We start from the raw sequence: 16,720 nt of genomic DNA, 5'->3' as shown, positions 1-16,720 counted from the left end.
CATTTGAATTAATACACTAAACAAAGAGCCGAAAACACATCACGCTCTAAGGCAGACTATGAAAATCATCATTATAGGCGCGGGGCAGGTTGGCGCCACGCTTGCGGAAAACTTGGCAAGTGAAGATAACGATATTACCGTCATTGATACAGATTTAACTCGCCTTAGAGAGCTGCAAGATCGTCTCGACATTCAAACAGTTGAAGGCAGTGGTTCACATCCGGCTGTATTAGATCAAGCTGGTTGCAACGATGCCGACATGCTAATAGCGGTGAGCAACCAAGACGAAACCAATATGATCGCCTGTCAGATTGCGCACACGCTATTTAAAACGCCAACTAAAATTGGTCGTGTTCGTTCTAGTGCCTATGCTAATTACCCAGAACTTTTTGTTGATACCGCCATCCCGATGGACGTTCGTATCAGCCCAGAAAAAGAAGTGACGAAACATTTAAGCCGCTTGATTCGTTATCCGGGCGCGTTGCAGGTGATGGAATTTGCGGAAGGCAAAGTACAGCTTGTTGTCGTCAAAGCAGAAAAGGGCGGTCCACTGATCGATCAGCCAATCAGCTTTTTGAAAGAACACATGCCGTCGATCCAAACGCGTATTGCGGCGATTTATCGTGATGGTAAATCGATTTCTCCTGACGGCAATACTCACATTCGCGCCAACGACGAAGTCTTCTTTCTTACGGCTCAACGAGATGTTTTAGATGTGATGAGTGAGCTGCGTCCATTGGACGTTCCTTACCGACGCATCATTATCGCCGGCGGCGGTAACATTGGGGAACGTTTAGCGCAGAGTTTGGAAAAAGAATACCGCGTTAAAATCATCGAACGCGATCCAGAGCGCTGTCGTTATTTGTCCGAAACCTTGGACAACACAATTGTGCTAAACGGCGATGCGTCTAAGCAGGAACTGCTGCTGGAAGAAAACATCGAATCCACTGACGTATTTTGCGCCTTAACCAACAATGATGAAGCCAATATCATGTCGTCCATGTTGGCCAAAGTACTTGGCGTTCGCACGGTTATGACCATCATCAACAACCCAGCGTACGTCGACATCGTTCAAGAAGGCATGATCGATATTGCGATTTCGCCGCAACAAACCACCATCAGTTCGCTATTAAGTTATATCCGACGCGGTGACGTGGTCAACGTTCACTCGATGCGCAAAGGTGCGGCAGAAGCATTAGAGGCAGTCGCACACGGTGATTATCGTTCTTCAAAAGTAGTTGGCCGCAGCATTGCCAATTTGAACTTGCCTGAAGGTGCGACCATTGGCGCCATCGTTCGTGAAGATGATTTGATTGTCGCTACCAGTGAACTAGTGATCCAAGCAGAAGATCACGTCATCATATTCGTGACCAACAAAAAACAAATTCCAGCGGTAGAACAGCTATTCCAAGTGGGTTTATCCTTCTTCTAACGTTTAGCAAAAATAGAAGCTTGCCTCGATGGCTTCACCTGATTTTTAACAATGACCCGGCACAAGAATGACGTTGGGTTCTAGGAAGCAAGTATGCATTTTAGTGTTATTTTACGTGTCATCGGATTATTGGTAATGGTGTTCAGTGTGTCGCTGATTCCACCTATTATCGTTTCTTTGATTTATTCTGATGGCGCACTCAATGCATTTCTTTATGCATTGGGCGTGAACTTATTAGGCGGCTTTCTTCTATGGTTCCCGGTTCGAAATGAACGTGGCGAGTTAAAAATTCGCGATGGTTTCTTGGTCACCGTGTTGTTTTGGACGGTACTGGGCTTGTTCGGTTCGGTGCCTTTCTTCTTGGCTGAAACACCAGACTTAACCTTTACTGATGCCTTGTTCGAATCCATCTCAGGGTTAACTACCACTGGGGCAACCATCCTCACTGGCATTGATGCTTTACCTCAATCCATCTTGTTCTATCGTCAGTTACTCACTTGGTTAGGTGGTATGGGTATCATCGTGTTGGCCGTTGCCATCATGCCTATGTTGGGAATCGGTGGTATGCAGCTGTATCGTGCTGAAACGCCAGGGCCAGTAAAAGACACCAAATTGACGCCACGCATTGCCGAAACTGCAAAAGCCCTTTGGTATATTTATGCGACCTTGACCAGCGTTTGTGCCTTAGGATATTGGATCGCAGGGATGAGTTTGTTCGACGCGATTTGCCATAGTTTCTCGACTGTCGCAATCGGCGGTTTCTCCACTCATGATGAGAGTATCGGTTACTTCAATAGTGTCGCTATCGAAATGATTTGTACCTTCTTTATGATTGTCTCAGCATTTAACTTCGCACTGCACTTCTACGCTTGGCGTCACAAAAGTGTATGGCATTATTTTAAAGATCCGGAAGCACGTTTCTTTTTATTGATTCTTTCCTGCACGGTCATCTTGTCAACGCTCGTACTTGCCATGACATCGACTTATGATTGGAGTACCTCAATACGCTATGCGGTATTCGAAAGTGTTTCTATCGCAACGACATCGGGCTTCGGCACATCCGACTTTGCTAGCTGGCCACATTTCTTGCCATTCTTGTTGATCGTCACCTCGTTTGTCGGTGGCTGTGCCAGTTCAACCGGTGGCGGCATGAAAGTTATTCGTATCCTTTTGATCCTTAAACAAGGAATGCGAGAGATCAAACGCTTGATCCACCCAAATGCCGTCATTCCGGTTAAGGTTGGCGGCAAGGCGATCAATGAACGAGTTGTATCTGCAGTCTGGGGATTCTTCTCTGCGTATTTATTGGTTTACGTGGTGCTGATGATTGGCCTAATGGCAACAGGATTGGATCAGGTAACGGCTTGGTCGGCTGTTGCGGCAACATTGAATAACCTAGGTCCAGGTTTGGGCGACGTGGCTGCCAGTTTCACCAGTGTCAGTGATCCTGCAAAATGGATGCTGTGTTTTTCTATGTTGTTGGGTCGTTTGGAAGTCTTTACCCTGTTGGTATTGTTCACACCAATGTTCTGGCAAAAATAGAGAACGGTAAAAATTAGAAGGATTAAGACAGTGACACCAGCCATCAACCAGCTTAAAAAACTGAAGATTGAGTATAGTATTCACGAATACGAACACGATCCGCATTGCTCTAATTTTGGCGAAGAGGCCGCAGAGAAACTTAGTCTCGATCCAGCTTGTGTGTTCAAGACTCTCTTAGTCACGGACGACAAAAATACCTTTGTTACTATTGTGCCAGTCACTGGCACTTTAAATTTAAAACGAGCGGCCAGTGCGCTAGGCGTAAAAAAATTGCACATGGCAGACGTGAAAGATGCTGAGCGACTCACAGGATATTTGGTTGGCGGCATCAGCCCAGTAGGGCAAAAGAAAAGTCTCGTGACTTGCATTGATCAAAGTGCGCAGGCGTTTGAGAAAATCTATGTCAGCGGCGGACAGCGAGGGCTAGATATCGGCCTAGCGCCCAACGATCTTAGCCGCGCTTGTCGCAACGCCATCTTTGCGGCGATTGGCGAAACCAAATAGCATAAAAGATAACACTGCGAATCTACTCTCTTAATTTAAAGACTCTCTCAATTTAAAAAAGGCATTCCCATGGCGCAAATTAAACCCATTATTTTATTAGATCGAGACGGCGTCATTAACCAAGACTCAGACGCTTATGTGAAATCTGTCGAGGAATGGCAGCCGATTCCAGGCAGCATTAAATCCATTGCGGCATTGTCTAAAGCAGGTTTTAAAGTCTTTGTGGTCACCAATCAATCTGGTATTGCTCGCGGCTATTATGACGAAGCCACATTACATGCCATGCATGATAAAATGACCGCGCTAGTCGAAGCAGAGGGCGGTAAAGTGGATGGCATCCAATATTGCCCCCATGGACCAGATGATGACTGCAACTGTCGCAAGCCCAAAAGCGGCATGATTGAAGCGATTGAAGCAGAGTTAGGTTTATCGTTCAAAGATCATCCCGCTATTATGGTCGGAGACTCTCTACGAGACCTTCAGGCAGGAAATGCGCGTGGTTGCTCACCAGTATTGGTTTTAACAGGGAAGGGCCGTGAAACGCAGTACAAGACGATAGATTTCCCATTCAGCGTTTATACAGATCTTGCCGCATTCACCATTGCGACACTGCACAAATACAGCTAAGCGGATTCAGCTAATTCAACATCCAGATAGAAAATGTGAGTATTCACTTTCAATTTAGTACATGAAAATATTGCTATTTAAGAGGCTAACTCTTCACTTCGTTGTGACTGTACAGCCAAGATATCGGTAATATTATCTTCAATCCAATCCGCTAAACTGGCAACCCGAACAGACACTTCAAGCCCTAACTCCGTCAGACTGTATTCCACATGAGGTGGCACCACAGGATAAGACGTACGTAAAACAAAGCCGTCTAATTCCAACGCTTGAAGGGTTTGCGCAAGCATCTTTTCACTGACGCCAAGGATCTTACGACGCAATTCGCTAAAGCGTTGTGTCTCACCATTTTTCAGGGCAAACAACACCAACACGCCCCACCGGCTGGTGACGTGCTTCAAAATATCACGGGAAGGGCATTTGTCTGAAAACACGTCGCCTTTTTCAAATAAGCGCGACATGCCGTTTTGGGAATCTTGTAAAATATTTTCCATACTTACCTTTTTGTTCGTACTTACTAAAAGTTTGTTAGTAAGATATTCTACTGCCATCAACTTAAAACACAAAGGAGAATATTATGATTTTAGTGACTGGCGCATCTGGCCAACTTGGTCGTTTGGTTATTGAAAATCTTCTAAACACGACACCAGCCAAGCAAATCGTGGCTGCGGTTCGTAGCCCAGAGAAAGTCGCAGATTTAGCAGAAAAGGGCATTCAAGTTCGCCAAGCCGATTACAATGATTTGGATTCCCTTATTGCGGCCATGCAAGGCGTCGAGAAAGTATTGTTAATCTCTTCCAGCGAAGTTGGCCAACGTACCGCTCAACACAGCAATGTGATTAAAGCAGCGAAACAAACTGGCGTTCAATTGATTGCTTACACCAGTATTCTAAAAGCCGACACCTCGCCTTTGATCCTTGCAAAAGAACACGTAGAAACAGAAAAGCTATTGGCTGATTCTGGCGTGCCTTATGTATTACTTCGCAATAGCTGGTACTCAGAAAACTACACAATGAGCGTAGCAGCGACCATTGAACATGGCCAAGTCGGTTGCGCAGGCGACGGCAAATTGGCAACAGCGTCCCGTGCCGATTACGCAGCCGCAGCTGCTGCGGTACTAGTAAAAGACGGACAAGCTGGCAAAGTGTATGAACTAGCCGGCGATAATGCTTTCACACTAAGCGAATACGCAGCCGCTGTTAGCAAAGTCGCTGGTAAAGATGTGGCTTATCACAATGTTCCAGAAGAAGAGTTCACCAAGATTCTAGTAAGCGTTGGTCTTCCAGAAGGCTTTGCCGCCATTCTTGCAGACTCTGAGATCGGCGCATCTAAAGGCGCACTTTTTAGCGACAGCAAAGACTTATCAACGCTAATTGGTCGTCCAACCACGTCCATTGAAGACAGCATCAAAGCTGCGCTATAAGCCAATCTCTGGTGACAAATAGCTGACTATAAATGCCATTCAAGGCTTTCTTGAATGGCATTTTTTTTATTCCTCCCTTCTCTTAACCTGCTTTTTCCAATAGAAATCAAATCATTAGCTTTCCAAAAAGCGCATACCTTTCTGCTTTTCTCCCATACCTACCCAAAAGGGGTGTACAAAAAAAATACAACTTGGTGAATAGTGTATTTATGCATTCTTGGATAAATGTATCCAATTTTGAAAAACGATAGGAAGCGTGATCATGCCATTTACAAATCAAGCTGCGACAGCAGAAGAAGAAGCTTACCGCCACATTCAAAATAAATTGCGAATGGGACAGTATCCGCCCAATTCCAGACTGATAGCGGATGATATCGCTACGCAAATCGGTGTCAGCCGAATGCCGGTAAGAGAGGCATTAAGGCGCTTAGCAGGCGATGGCTTGGTCATTTTACGGTCTAATCGCAGCTGTATTGTGGCAGGACTGACACTTGACGAGCTCTACGAAAATTTTGAAATTCGTTCGGTACTAGAAGGATTAGCTATTCGGTTAGCCATGCCGCACATAGATCAAGATGTGATTGCCGAATTAGAATTTCTACTCGACAGAATGGAGTTTGCAGGTTCAAAAAGCGGCACAGATTGGGTCGTCCGACATCAAGAATTCCACAACTACATAGTCCGTCTATCAGGTCGTCCAAAGCTTATCCGTCAAATTGCCGCGCAACACATCATCATCGAGCCCTATATGCGTATTTGGTTTGATTCCATCGAAAAGCCCATCAGCGCACGACAAGAACACCAAGAACTGATTAACGCCTTCAAATCCGGCGATGTGAATCTGGCAGAAACCGTTATTAAAGAACACATACTCGAAACAGCACCTTTGCTGGCCGAGTATGCAAGCCCCAATCGGCGTCCTTCGGCGTAGATTGATTACCGATGCTGACGGGTAAAACCGCAGTATCAACACCCTAAAAGACTGTAAAAATACAGCTAGGAACAAAAGGAACCAAGTTATGACCAAGTCACTCAAACTGATCGCGACACTACTCGCTTTAAGTGTTTATCAAGGTGCTCATGCAGCTTCAAACGCCATTACTATTGCCACAGAAGGCGCTTACGCACCTTGGAACTTCACCACATCTGAAGATCAATTAGATGGTCTGGAAGTGGATTTAGCCAAGGTGCTGTGTAAAAAAATGGCGATGGATTGCACCATTGTTGCTCAGGATTGGAGCGGCTTGATTCCAGCTCTTAATGCGGGCAAATTCGATGTCATCATGGCAAGCATGTTCATCACCGACAAACGCCTAGAAGTGATGAACTTCAGCCAGCCCTATGCGATTGATCCTTCGAGCTTTGCCGTCGAAAAAGACAGTGAGCTAGGCAAATTAATCAGCTCTGAGAAAATTTCGTTAAACAACCCTGAAAAAGCCAAAGCGGCAATAGAAAAATTACGCCCATTACTCAAAGGCAAAATCGTCGGTGTACAAACCGCCACCACGCTGTACGAATTTCTAAAAACCTACTTCGGTGATGATATTGAAATCCGTACATACAAAACCACTGAACAACAAGACCTTGACCTAGCCGCAGGTCGCGTGGACGCCATTTATGGACAACGCACTGCGCTAGCCGCGACCTTAAAAAATGATGGCTTCCAAGACTTCGTTATTGCCGGTCCCGGTTTTTATGAGGGATTATTTGGTCGAGGCGTCGGGGCTGGCGTTCGTAAAGGAGACGATGAACTGCGCGAGAAGCTAAACAAGGCCATTCAATCGGCCATTGCTGACGGTACCATTAAACAACTTTCTGAAAAATGGGTGGGTGTGGACGTCACACCTGGCAACTAAATAACGAACAGTAGGGTGAAATCATTGCTCTTCCTCTGTCAGAGAAAGAAAACCTTCTTTGGGAGAGGTTAGGGCAAAACTCACACCAATGCCGTTAGTGTCACTTTTAGTCACCCGCTATAGCGCTTCTTGAAGCCTATTTATCTAACTTCAGAAAGGCTCGTAATATGATTGATGTATTACATCTTCTTGGTTTTGGAGAAGGAGGTTGGGGAAAGTCCCTACTTTCCGCCACTTTAGTCACGCTTCTCCTTTCCCTATCCAGTTTCTCGGTTGGCATCCTATTTGGCGGTGTCATTGCTACGTTTCGTGTCGGAAAGTATCGAATTTTAAATATCTTTGGTCGCAGCTACTGCACTTTATTCCGTGGTATTCCGGACCTTCTCACCATCTATTTGCTCTACTACGGCGGCAGCATTTTGCTGACGTCGACGGGTAAATTATTTGGTTGGGATGGTTTTATCGGTTTACCGACCTTTGCCACAGGTATGTTGGCGTTAGCCATTATCTCCGGAGCTTACCTTGCCGAGATTTTTCGTGGCGCATATTTAGCCCTAGATAAAGGTCAGTTAGAAGCCGCGAAAGCCCTTGGCTTGCCGAAATGGCCCACGTTGCGATTTGTCATCATGCCGCAAGTCATGCGTTTAGCCTTACCGGGAGTTTCGAATGTTTGGCAACTGATTCTAAAAGATTCAGCGCTAATTTCGATTATCGGTTTGGTGGAATTGATGCGACAAGCACAGATTGGTGCAGGTTCGACCCGAGAACCCTTTGTGTTTTACATTGCTGCGGCTTGCCTCTATCTGGTGATAACCGTCCTGACAGGGTTCATTTTTAAATACGCAGAACGTCGAACTTCTCATTGAATAGGGCAATCACATGGATTTTTCGTTTTACCTCACTATTATTCCAAAGCTGTTATCCGGACTGCCAATTACCCTTCAGCTGACAGCAATTTCAGTCAGTTTAGGCTTTATTTTGGCGCTGATTTTGGCGCTGCTCATGCAAACCAAGCAGCGCTTCATTACTTTGCCAGTCAGCTCTTTTGTTGCCATTTTTCGTGGAACGCCGCTGTTGCTGCAAATTTTCCTTATCTACTATGGCTTAGGCCAGTTTCGTAAAGAGCTGCAATTTGTTGGTCTATGGAGTTTTTTCCGTGAACCTTATTGGTGTGCCATTCTCGCGTTAAGCCTCAATACGGCCGCCTATGGTAGTGAAATTCTGCGCGGGGCAATTCAATCTGTTCCGAAAGGCTTAGTAGAAGCCGCACGCGCTTCTGGATTGTCATATTATTTGACCATGCGCCTAGTCGTTCTGCCTATTGCCCTGCGACAAGCGATTCCCAGCTACGGCAACGAAATTATTCTGATGGTAAAAGGCACGTCTCTCGCCTCCGTTGTTACCCTGATGGAAGTCACAGGCATTGCGCATGGCTTAATTTCTGAAACCTACCGAGCGATTGAAGTTTTTGTCTGCGCAGGAGCCATTTACCTGACGATCAATTTTTTAATCATTCGCGGACTCGCCGCTTTAGAGTACCGATTATCACCGCCTTATATGCGAAAACGCACTTAACCAGATCATTTATAACCGTTAGCACAATGATTCTTTAACATGATGAAAGACACTTATTATGAGAAATTTTGAGAAACCAACTCGTTCAACAACCGTTACCACTCAAGCCATGGCGGCAACCTCTCATCCCACGGCCACACTCATTGCCACGCAAATATTAAACGCGGGCGGAAATGCTATTGATGCCGCAATTGCCGCATGCGCGGTACAGTGCGTCGTCGAACCTTGTTCAACCGGAATAGGGGGCGACTGCTTCGCTTTGCTTTCTTTAAAAGGCAGCGACAATATTCTGGCCTACAACGGCTCGGGGAAAACACCGTCAAGTTTGGATTTCAACCAGTTTCAACAAGGTCCAGACAGCAAAGTAGAGCGCCAATCACATTGGGCAATCACCATTCCAGGTGCCATTGATGCTTGGACTCAGCTACATAAAGACCATGGTAAACTGCCTTTTAAAGACTTGCTCGCTCCCGCCATTCAACTGGCTGAAAACGGCTATGCTATTGCGCCCAGAGTTCACAATGACTGGGCTTTAGAAGAATCTTTGCTCTCTAAAAATGACACGGCAAAACGGATCTTTCTGCCTAAAGGGCGCGCGCCAAAAGTCGGAGAAATACACAAGCAACCAGAGTTAGGCGCAACCTTAAGACAGATTGCAGAGCAGGGCAGAGAAGGCTTTTACAAGGGCCCAGTCGCAGAAGACATGGTGACATACTTACAAAGCATCGGCGGCTCTCACACGTTAGAAGATTTTGCCAAGGCTCGGGGAGAATACGTTACGCCGATAAAAACTCGCTTTTTAGATCACGACGTTTTTGAATGTCCGCCCAATGGGCAAGGCATCATTGCTTTGATGATTTTAAACATCTTAGCGCGTTTTAAAGACACAGAAGATGCCTTATCTGCAAATAGGTTACACAGAGAAATTGAAGCCACAAGGCTGGCTTATGCCGCTCGTGACGCACTATTGGCGGACCCTAACCTTGTCGAAGTGCCCACAGATTACCTTTTGTCAGACGAATTAGCCGATGAGCTTGCTGCTAAGATCGATCTTGAACATGCCATTCAAGACTTGCCAGAGTTTGCTGGCCCAGTGCATCGCGACACTGTGTATATTTCTATCGTCGACAAAGATCGCAACTGTGTGAGCTTTATTAACTCGGTATTTGACAGCTTCGGCACGGGGTATGTTGCGCCAAAATCCGGTGTCTTATTTCATAACCGTGGCGAAAGTTTTTCCGTTGATCCTGCGCATCCGAATTGCCTTGCTCCCAATAAACGACCACTGCACACCATTATTCCCGGCATGTTAGTGAAAGATGGCAGAGCAGTTATGCCTTTTGGCGTCATGGGGGGCTATTACCAAGCCATGGGGCATGCGCATTTATTATCGAAGATATTGGACTGCAAAATGGACATACAAGAAGCGATCAACTTGCCACGAGTCATGCCAGTTTCCGGATCAACCAATGTCGAAGCCGAACACACGTTACCCGCAGAGATTGTTCAAGAACTAGAACGACGGGGCTTTCACATCGTACCAGCTGAAACCCCCATCGGCGGCGCTCAAGCCATTTTTATCGATTGGGAAAATGGCACATTACTTGGTGGTTCCGAGCCACGTAAAGATGGTTGTGCGCTCGGCCTTTAAGGTCGAGTTCAATACCACTCAGAATAAATATTAGGAAAGCAAAATGGATCAACTTATTGCAATATGGCCTATCGGCCTAGCGCTTATGGCGACAGGTGTGCTCGCGGGAATTTTAGCGGGGTTATTTGGTGTTGGCGGCGGAATTGTCATTGTGCCAGTGTTGTATTTTTTACTGCAAAACTTTGGCGTCAGTCCCACATCCGCCATGGCCATTGCAACGGCAACCAGTCTGGCAACCATTGTTCCAACGGCCATTTCGTCCATTCGCTCGCATCATCAAAAAGGCAATGTCGATGTACCCTTATTAAAGTTTTGGGGCGGATTCATACTAATAGCTTCCGTTGTAGGAAGTTATTTTGCCACTAAAGTGTCTGGCGACTTCTTGACTTGGATGTTCAGTATCATCGCTATTTTTGTCAGCCTAAACATGCTTTTCCGAGCCAAATCGTCCGCTCTGGTTCAATCATTACCGGGGAAAGTAGGGCAAATGATCATGGCAATTCTGGTAGGTGGATTGTCCGTTATGATCGGCATCGGAGGTGGGACCATAGGCGTTCCTTTACTCACCAGCTTCAATGTTTCGGCTCATAAAGCGGTCGGCACCGCCGCAGCCTTTGGTCTACTGATCGCCTTGCCCGGCGTAATAACCTTGCTGGCAATAGGACAAACACCTGCAGATGCACCGGTCGGTACTTGGCGATTGGTCAACATTCCGGCCTTTATCCTCATCATTCCATTGACCATTTTATTCGCTCCCGTAGGCGCAAAAATCGCCGCGAGACTGAATCAACAATCTCTCAAACGCGCCTTCGCTGTAGTGCTGTTTATCACTGGAACACGCATGTTAATTCAGGTTTCAGGCATAGTTTAAGCTAGCAAAAAAGTAACTAGATAGATTAATAGCGTTTCGAATCATAAAAAAAGCCCTGATGCATAACATCAAGGCTTTTTTTGTAGATCAAACTAAGAAAATCCATAATTCATTGACTCAGTAGTTCATGTAATTACTAACGAGTTCAAGAATTATGGGATTTTCAATTTTCCTGAAATCCCATAATTCTTGGTTAATCCGCATGAAATCTGTTAAGTCCAACCGAAAATTACGATTGTATATAAAACAAACTTTTACTATTCAATCTATTCCTATACGCTACATGTATTTAATATGTTATGGATCCGATAAGTTAATATGATTGGGATTGATTTATTCTCTGGGGCGGGCGGAATGTCATTAGGTGCTAGGAGAGCAGGGATAGATGTTCAACAAGTAGTTGAGGCGGATAAACACGCAGCGGCCACTTACTTTGCAAACCATCAGCCTAAATATGGCATTTTCGTTGATGATATAAGAAAATTTGAACCTCAGAAAATTCAGAACAGAGATAATGAAGGTCTAATTGTTTTCGGTGGCCCTCCTTGTCAAGGATTCTCGACGTCTAACCAAAGAACTAGATCTTTAGACAACGAAAAAAATTGGCTTTTTCAAGAGTTTGTCCGTTCTGTGAAGGTTTATCGCCCAGATTGGTTTGTATTCGAAAATGTCAGAGGAATTATTGAAACTGAGGGAGGTATATTTGTCGATCAAATAATCGAGCAGTTTCAGTTACTTGGCTATACTGTATCAGTAGACTTACTACATGCTACCGACTTTGGTGTTCCACAGAGAAGAGCTCGTTTTTTTATTGTAGGGTCACTACATGGAAAAACATATACATTTCCAGAAGCTTCTCACAAAAAGCCAATAACAGTATCTCAAGCTATATCTGACCTCCCTACATTGTCTAATGGAGCTTCTACTTGCTATCTTAATTATACGAGTAAAGCGACTAATAGATACGCAAAGTCAATGCGTAAAGGGATGAACGGTTGCTCAAACCACCTAGTGACACGCAATGGTGAAATAATCATCGAACGTTACAAACAAATCCCTCAAGGCGGTAATTGGGAAAATATTCCAGACCATTTAATGGAAAATTATGCAGATAAATCTAGGTGTCATACTGGAATTTATAGAAGACTAGAACTAGATAAGCCCTCGGTAGTCATTGGAAACTATAGAAAAAACATGCTTATTCATCCAACAGAAAACAGAGGGCTATCCGTTAGAGAAGCTGCTAGGCTGCAATCATTTCCAGATGAATTTGTATTTAAAGGTTCAATTGGTTTTCAACAACAGCAAGTAGGGAATGCCGTTCCACCCTTATTAGCCAAAAGCTTATTTAGATCACTAATTAATCAAATATAAATAGCCATAATGTGAAAGGATAGACACTATGACAAAACTCAACATTCTCCATTTATCAGATATACATTTTGGCCATCCTGATATAGATAATGAACAAGACAGATTGATTAGTGGAATTACAAAAGCTCTTAATGAAAACGAAATAAAAACGGATCTCATCATTTTTACTGGGGACTTAACTCAACGAGCACTACCTAGTGAATTTCAAAATGGAGAAGATTGGTTACGAACAATTCAAAGTATTACTGGAGGAAAAATATTAGTCTGTCCAGGTAATCATGATATGGATAGAACTGAAGCTAATACAGAAACACTTCGACTAGCATATAGTTCAGAAGAGTCCTTTCAACTTTCAAAATCTAAAATATATAAAAACCATAGTCATATAAAACCCTTTATGGACTGGCATCAAAATGCTAGTGAAAGAGATGACAACTTTATTAGTATGTGGAAAGATCAAATATTTACCACTTCCTCAAAAATAAGTATTAAAAATATTGATATACACATAGTCGCTCTTAATACAGCAGCTCTATCTTGCGGCAATGATGATGAGGGAAAATTATGTGTTGATGTAGCAGCTCTAAATTCTGCACTCAAAGGTGCAGACTCTAATAAAGAATTTGTTATATCAATTGGACATCATCCAATCAATGGGTGGCTTCCTAATTGGAATTCAGAAAAAATATCTACTATTCTTGAGCAAGAAAATGGTCCACATATTTATATGCATGGACACGTACATAATCATCAAACACTTGGAAGTTATCAATCTAGTGGTAGTGGTTTATGTTACTTTACTTCTGGAGCTGCATACCAAGGTTCCAAATGGCCACAATCTTTTTCAGTCTTGACTGTGGATTTTCTGAAGCGTGAAATAATAAACGATATTTTTTCCTATCATTCAACTTCTGGACGATGGGATCATGATCCATCTAGTAGTAGACCCATCCCTATTCGACTGCCTGATATAAAGAAAGAAAAAGAAAAAACAATCATACAATCTCCTCAAGAAAAAAATATACGAAGATGGGACAACCCTTTTGATAACGTTGCTTCAAACTCATTATCACCAGATATTATTCCAGAATTATTTGTTGATGAAAATAATTCTATTAATAGAATCTCTAAATCCTTTGATAGCATGATAGAAGGACAAAGAGGAACAGGAAAAACGATGTTGCTTCGATATTTATCGATTGAAGTACAGTCCTATATAGTAGAGAAAAATAATTTAAATGTTTTAGAATCATTCAGAGAGAAAAAAATTATATAGGTATATACTCAAGACTATCTAATGCCGGATTTAACAGATCAGACTTTGAAGTAGTTAAAGAGAAATTAAGACGAGAGGCTCTATTTAATCATCGAATTTCATTATATTTATTATCAGATACTATTAAATCAATTTTTCCATTGATAAAAGACTCAAATATTGAAGAAAAAATCTGTACCACTATATCAAAATCACTTAGTCGTACATTAAATTGTGATGAATTTTTAAGTATCACTAATTGGGAAGAACTTTCCGAACTGACATCAGATATTTGTGATGAACTTATTGCAGATATTGATCAACATGTAGCCTCTTTGCTTCCTGGGGGAACCCCCATTTCGTTTAATCCAAGACTTTCAATATCTAATACATTGAAAAAAATATTAGGTAAAATCTATAAAGCATTAAACCTTACAGCGCCATTTTTTCTACTACTAGATGATTTTGATACTTTAACAGCTGAACAACAAGGCTTTATATTTAAAGTTGCTAGAGAGAGATCACATGAGCTTGTTTGTTTTAAGTATGGTTTAATGACATTAGGACAAAAGAATTTTTTAGCTGGTGACGGAATTACATATAGAGAAGGTGATGATTATGATCATATTCCACTTCAATGGCATGATAGAGGCTTAAGCTCTGAAAAGGGAGCTAAAGGAAACTATAAAAGTACTGTTGTTAAAATTGCAAATAAACGTATTGAAGCTTCAAACTGGCCAGATGAAATAAAGTATTTATCGTTATATAATAACTGGTCTAATGGAAATAACATAAGAAATGAAGTGAGAAAAATTGCATTAGAAGAGTATGAGGGTATGGAAAAAAGACCTGAAAGCTTCTCAAGCTTATGGTCAAAACAAGGTGATGCCAGATATTTTAGACACCTTAAATCAAAAAAAATTGAACATTTATATTCAGGTCCCAATACGATAATAGACCTTTCTTCCGGCATTTTCAGACAATTTCTTGAGCTTAATAGCCGAATAGTTTCATCAGCCCTAGATCGAAACTGGACTCCAGAACCTAACAAAAAAATAAGGCAAGATGTTCAAAATATAACTATTAGAGAGTATGCAAATGACATGCTTCGAAGTCTTGGAGAAACAGCAGGAGACGTTAGTACGTTATCTCAATGTGAATTTGATATTACTAGTACACACCTTATTAATTTATCAAATAGTCTTATTCGTTTATTTTCAAATAGATTATATAGTGATGTAAAAGATGCTGAAGTTATAGCTGTAGCTATTAAAGGTGATTTATTCAGCCCTTCCTTTTCAAAATCAATTCTGGATATAGCTGTAAGAGAATCAATACTGCAGAGACGAAATATTGACTACCCATCTAAAACACATTCAGAAGGAAGACTTCCAACTTTTTCATTAAATAAAAGGCTTGCCCCTAAAGGAAATCTTGGAGTGAAAATGCAAGGGCGTTATGAAATAAACATAGATGATATTGAGTTAGCTGCAACGAATACTGATGAATTTTTAAAGAAATTTTCAGCCAAAAAATCTTCTAAAAAACCTATTGAAAATGAAATGCAAGGTTCTTTATTATGATTGATTCTAATATTAGCATTGAAATAAATAGAGTAAATGATGTAACTGCATTAGATAAGAAATCATATTTTTTATTTTGTCATAGCAGCTATGAAGAGAGAAGTTTATCTATTATCGATTTTTCTTTTTTAGAAAATAAAATTGACATCTCAATTCAAATTTCATCAGAAGAATACCTTAGTAATAATTTTTATATTAAAAACAAAGCTACATTAAAAACATATGTTGAAAAAATATCAACAAAAAAATCGATGGAAGTAATAGCAAACAGAGATGAGCCTGTAAAGTTTCTAAAAGACATCCATGAAATTTTATTTAAGGAAAATAAAACATTTAATGGTTTTTTAATTGATATTTCAACATTTCCAAGAGATCGCTTAATTTGCCTCATAGATTACCTTATACAAATCAGATCAGTAGATACATCTATAGAGTTTATATATACATCACCTAAAAGTTATTCTACAGAAGAAAAAAACGGTTGGTTGACAAAGGGGGTTAGAAAAATATCACCTATACCAAGATTTAATGGAAATCAAAAAACTAGAAAAGAATCTTTATTAATAATGATTATAGGTCATGAAGGTGAAAGATCTCAAATTATTTTAAAAAATATTGAACCTGATAAATTAATAATTATAGGTCAGGGTGACGAACAGATAAATAAAGAAACAAAAATCATAAGTAATAGGGAAAATGCACCTATTTTTGATGAATATAATATAATAGAGAGAGTTGAGAGTTCATTTTCAGACCCTATGGATACTAAAAATAAGCTAGAAATGCTTTATATGAAATACAAAGAAAAATATAATATTATCGTTAGTGCTAATGGAACTAAGCTTCAAGTATTAGGAGCTATGATTGTATGTATCCAACATAGAGAAATTCAAATAGTCCACGCTTACCCTCAAATATATAATATTGAAAATTATTCGAGTAGTAAGGCTGGAAGTTATTTCGGTAGCTTTAAATTTAATTGATCTTAAAAAAGAATCCATTTAAAAGCTAGGGATATTCTATCAGATTT

The 16,720-nt window shown here is 41.7% G+C and carries 16 protein-coding genes; 15 read left to right on the top strand and 1 reads right to left on the bottom strand.

Annotation, left to right across the window (positions count from 1 at the left end; all coding sequences use genetic code 11):
* Window positions 1-58: 58 nt before the first annotated feature.
* From trkA to gmhB, 4 genes are all read left to right on the top strand, one after another.
* Complete coding sequence (gene trkA / locus ACO05V_RS02805) at window positions 59-1,432, top strand: Trk system potassium transporter TrkA (RefSeq protein WP_421847282.1); 1,374 nt, start codon at window positions 59-61, stop codon at window positions 1,430-1,432.
* Between the two features lie 93 nt (window positions 1,433-1,525).
* A complete protein-coding gene (locus ACO05V_RS02800; protein ID WP_421847280.1) occupies window positions 1,526-2,974 on the top strand; it encodes a TrkH family potassium uptake protein in 1,449 nt (482 codons plus the stop codon).
* Window positions 2,975-3,004: 30 nt separating this feature from the next.
* Entirely contained in the window at window positions 3,005-3,478 is a 474-nt protein-coding gene (gene ybaK / locus ACO05V_RS02795; RefSeq protein WP_421847278.1) for a Cys-tRNA(Pro) deacylase, read from the top strand.
* Window positions 3,479-3,547: 69 nt separating this feature from the next.
* A complete protein-coding gene (gmhB, locus tag ACO05V_RS02790; protein ID WP_421847276.1) occupies window positions 3,548-4,105 on the top strand; it encodes a D-glycero-beta-D-manno-heptose 1,7-bisphosphate 7-phosphatase in 558 nt (185 codons plus the stop codon).
* A gap of 77 nt (window positions 4,106-4,182) precedes the next feature.
* On the opposite strand, the gene ACO05V_RS02785 is transcribed toward gmhB, so the two are convergent.
* Window positions 4,183-4,596 (bottom strand): winged helix-turn-helix transcriptional regulator, encoded by a 414-nt coding sequence (locus ACO05V_RS02785; RefSeq protein ID WP_421847274.1) that lies wholly within the window; start codon window positions 4,594-4,596, stop codon window positions 4,183-4,185.
* Window positions 4,597-4,679: 83 nt separating this feature from the next.
* Between ACO05V_RS02785 and ACO05V_RS02780 the strand changes: the two genes are divergently transcribed.
* The 11 genes from ACO05V_RS02780 to ACO05V_RS02730 all read left to right on the top strand — a co-directional run bounded on the left by ACO05V_RS02780 (window position 4,680) and on the right by ACO05V_RS02730 (window position 16,673).
* Window positions 4,680-5,525 (top strand): SDR family oxidoreductase, encoded by an 846-nt coding sequence (locus tag ACO05V_RS02780; RefSeq protein WP_421847272.1) that lies wholly within the window; start codon window positions 4,680-4,682, stop codon window positions 5,523-5,525.
* A gap of 262 nt (window positions 5,526-5,787) precedes the next feature.
* The gene (locus tag ACO05V_RS02775; RefSeq protein WP_421847270.1) at window positions 5,788-6,456 is read left to right on the top strand and encodes a GntR family transcriptional regulator; all 669 of its coding nucleotides are present in this window, start codon (window positions 5,788-5,790) and stop codon (window positions 6,454-6,456) included.
* 88 nt (window positions 6,457-6,544) lie between these two features.
* Window positions 6,545-7,381 (top strand): transporter substrate-binding domain-containing protein, encoded by an 837-nt coding sequence (locus ACO05V_RS02770; protein ID WP_421847268.1) that lies wholly within the window; start codon window positions 6,545-6,547, stop codon window positions 7,379-7,381.
* A gap of 167 nt (window positions 7,382-7,548) precedes the next feature.
* Window positions 7,549-8,247: an ABC transporter permease gene (locus ACO05V_RS02765; protein ID WP_421847266.1), complete on the top strand. Its 699-nt coding sequence runs from the start codon at window positions 7,549-7,551 to the stop codon at window positions 8,245-8,247.
* Window positions 8,248-8,260: 13 nt separating this feature from the next.
* The gene (locus ACO05V_RS02760) at window positions 8,261-8,956 is read left to right on the top strand and encodes an ABC transporter permease (RefSeq protein ID WP_421847264.1); all 696 of its coding nucleotides are present in this window, start codon (window positions 8,261-8,263) and stop codon (window positions 8,954-8,956) included.
* A gap of 58 nt (window positions 8,957-9,014) precedes the next feature.
* The gene (ggt, locus tag ACO05V_RS02755; protein ID WP_421847262.1) at window positions 9,015-10,607 is read left to right on the top strand and encodes a gamma-glutamyltransferase; all 1,593 of its coding nucleotides are present in this window, start codon (window positions 9,015-9,017) and stop codon (window positions 10,605-10,607) included.
* A gap of 43 nt (window positions 10,608-10,650) precedes the next feature.
* Window positions 10,651-11,478, top strand: coding sequence for a sulfite exporter TauE/SafE family protein (locus tag ACO05V_RS02750; protein WP_421847260.1), 828 nt, complete (start codon window positions 10,651-10,653; stop codon window positions 11,476-11,478).
* Window positions 11,479-11,796: 318 nt separating this feature from the next.
* Window positions 11,797-12,852 carry a DNA cytosine methyltransferase gene (locus ACO05V_RS02745; RefSeq protein WP_421847258.1) on the top strand — a complete coding sequence of 352 codons (1,056 nt, stop codon included), beginning with the start codon at window positions 11,797-11,799 and terminating at the stop codon, window positions 12,850-12,852.
* Between the two features lie 28 nt (window positions 12,853-12,880).
* On the top strand, window positions 12,881-14,128 hold the full coding sequence (locus tag ACO05V_RS02740; RefSeq protein ID WP_421847256.1) for a metallophosphoesterase: 1,248 nt from the start codon (window positions 12,881-12,883) through the stop codon (window positions 14,126-14,128).
* Window positions 14,101-15,690 (top strand): hypothetical protein, encoded by a 1,590-nt coding sequence (locus ACO05V_RS02735; protein WP_421856849.1) that lies wholly within the window; start codon window positions 14,101-14,103, stop codon window positions 15,688-15,690. The genes ACO05V_RS02740 and ACO05V_RS02735 overlap by 28 nt, the downstream gene beginning before the upstream one ends.
* Window positions 15,687-16,673 carry a hypothetical protein gene (locus ACO05V_RS02730; RefSeq protein WP_421847254.1) on the top strand — a complete coding sequence of 329 codons (987 nt, stop codon included), beginning with the start codon at window positions 15,687-15,689 and terminating at the stop codon, window positions 16,671-16,673. Before ACO05V_RS02735 ends, ACO05V_RS02730 begins: the two co-directional genes overlap by 4 nt.
* Window positions 16,674-16,720: the final 47 nt, after the last annotated feature.

The organism is Marinomonas sp. (assembly GCF_965225885.1).
Taxonomy (GTDB): domain Bacteria; phylum Pseudomonadota; class Gammaproteobacteria; order Pseudomonadales; family Marinomonadaceae; genus Marinomonas.
Note: the sequence above shows the minus strand (reverse complement) of the source record. Positions and strands in the feature narration are given on the sequence as shown.

What these genes read in the sequence shown, in the direction of transcription:
- trkA (WP_421847282.1), top strand. Translation starts at nt 59, where the DNA reads ATGAAAATCATCATTATAGGCGCGGGGCAGGTTGGCGCCACGCTTGCG.
- ACO05V_RS02800 (WP_421847280.1), top strand. Translation starts at nt 1,526, where the DNA reads ATGCATTTTAGTGTTATTTTACGTGTCATCGGATTATTGGTAATGGTG.
- gmhB (WP_421847276.1), top strand. Translation starts at nt 3,548, where the DNA reads ATGGCGCAAATTAAACCCATTATTTTATTAGATCGAGACGGCGTCATT.
- ACO05V_RS02785 (WP_421847274.1), bottom strand. Translation starts at nt 4,596, where the DNA reads ATGGAAAATATTTTACAAGATTCCCAAAACGGCATGTCGCGCTTATTT.
- ACO05V_RS02780 (WP_421847272.1), top strand. Translation starts at nt 4,680, where the DNA reads ATGATTTTAGTGACTGGCGCATCTGGCCAACTTGGTCGTTTGGTTATT.
- ACO05V_RS02775 (WP_421847270.1), top strand. Translation starts at nt 5,788, where the DNA reads ATGCCATTTACAAATCAAGCTGCGACAGCAGAAGAAGAAGCTTACCGC.
- ACO05V_RS02770 (WP_421847268.1), top strand. Translation starts at nt 6,545, where the DNA reads ATGACCAAGTCACTCAAACTGATCGCGACACTACTCGCTTTAAGTGTT.
- ACO05V_RS02765 (WP_421847266.1), top strand. Translation starts at nt 7,549, where the DNA reads ATGATTGATGTATTACATCTTCTTGGTTTTGGAGAAGGAGGTTGGGGA.
- ACO05V_RS02760 (WP_421847264.1), top strand. Translation starts at nt 8,261, where the DNA reads ATGGATTTTTCGTTTTACCTCACTATTATTCCAAAGCTGTTATCCGGA.
- ggt (WP_421847262.1), top strand. Translation starts at nt 9,015, where the DNA reads ATGAGAAATTTTGAGAAACCAACTCGTTCAACAACCGTTACCACTCAA.
- ACO05V_RS02750 (WP_421847260.1), top strand. Translation starts at nt 10,651, where the DNA reads ATGGATCAACTTATTGCAATATGGCCTATCGGCCTAGCGCTTATGGCG.
- ACO05V_RS02745 (WP_421847258.1), top strand. Translation starts at nt 11,797, where the DNA reads ATGATTGGGATTGATTTATTCTCTGGGGCGGGCGGAATGTCATTAGGT.
- ACO05V_RS02740 (WP_421847256.1), top strand. Translation starts at nt 12,881, where the DNA reads ATGACAAAACTCAACATTCTCCATTTATCAGATATACATTTTGGCCAT.
- ACO05V_RS02730 (WP_421847254.1), top strand. Translation starts at nt 15,687, where the DNA reads ATGATTGATTCTAATATTAGCATTGAAATAAATAGAGTAAATGATGTA.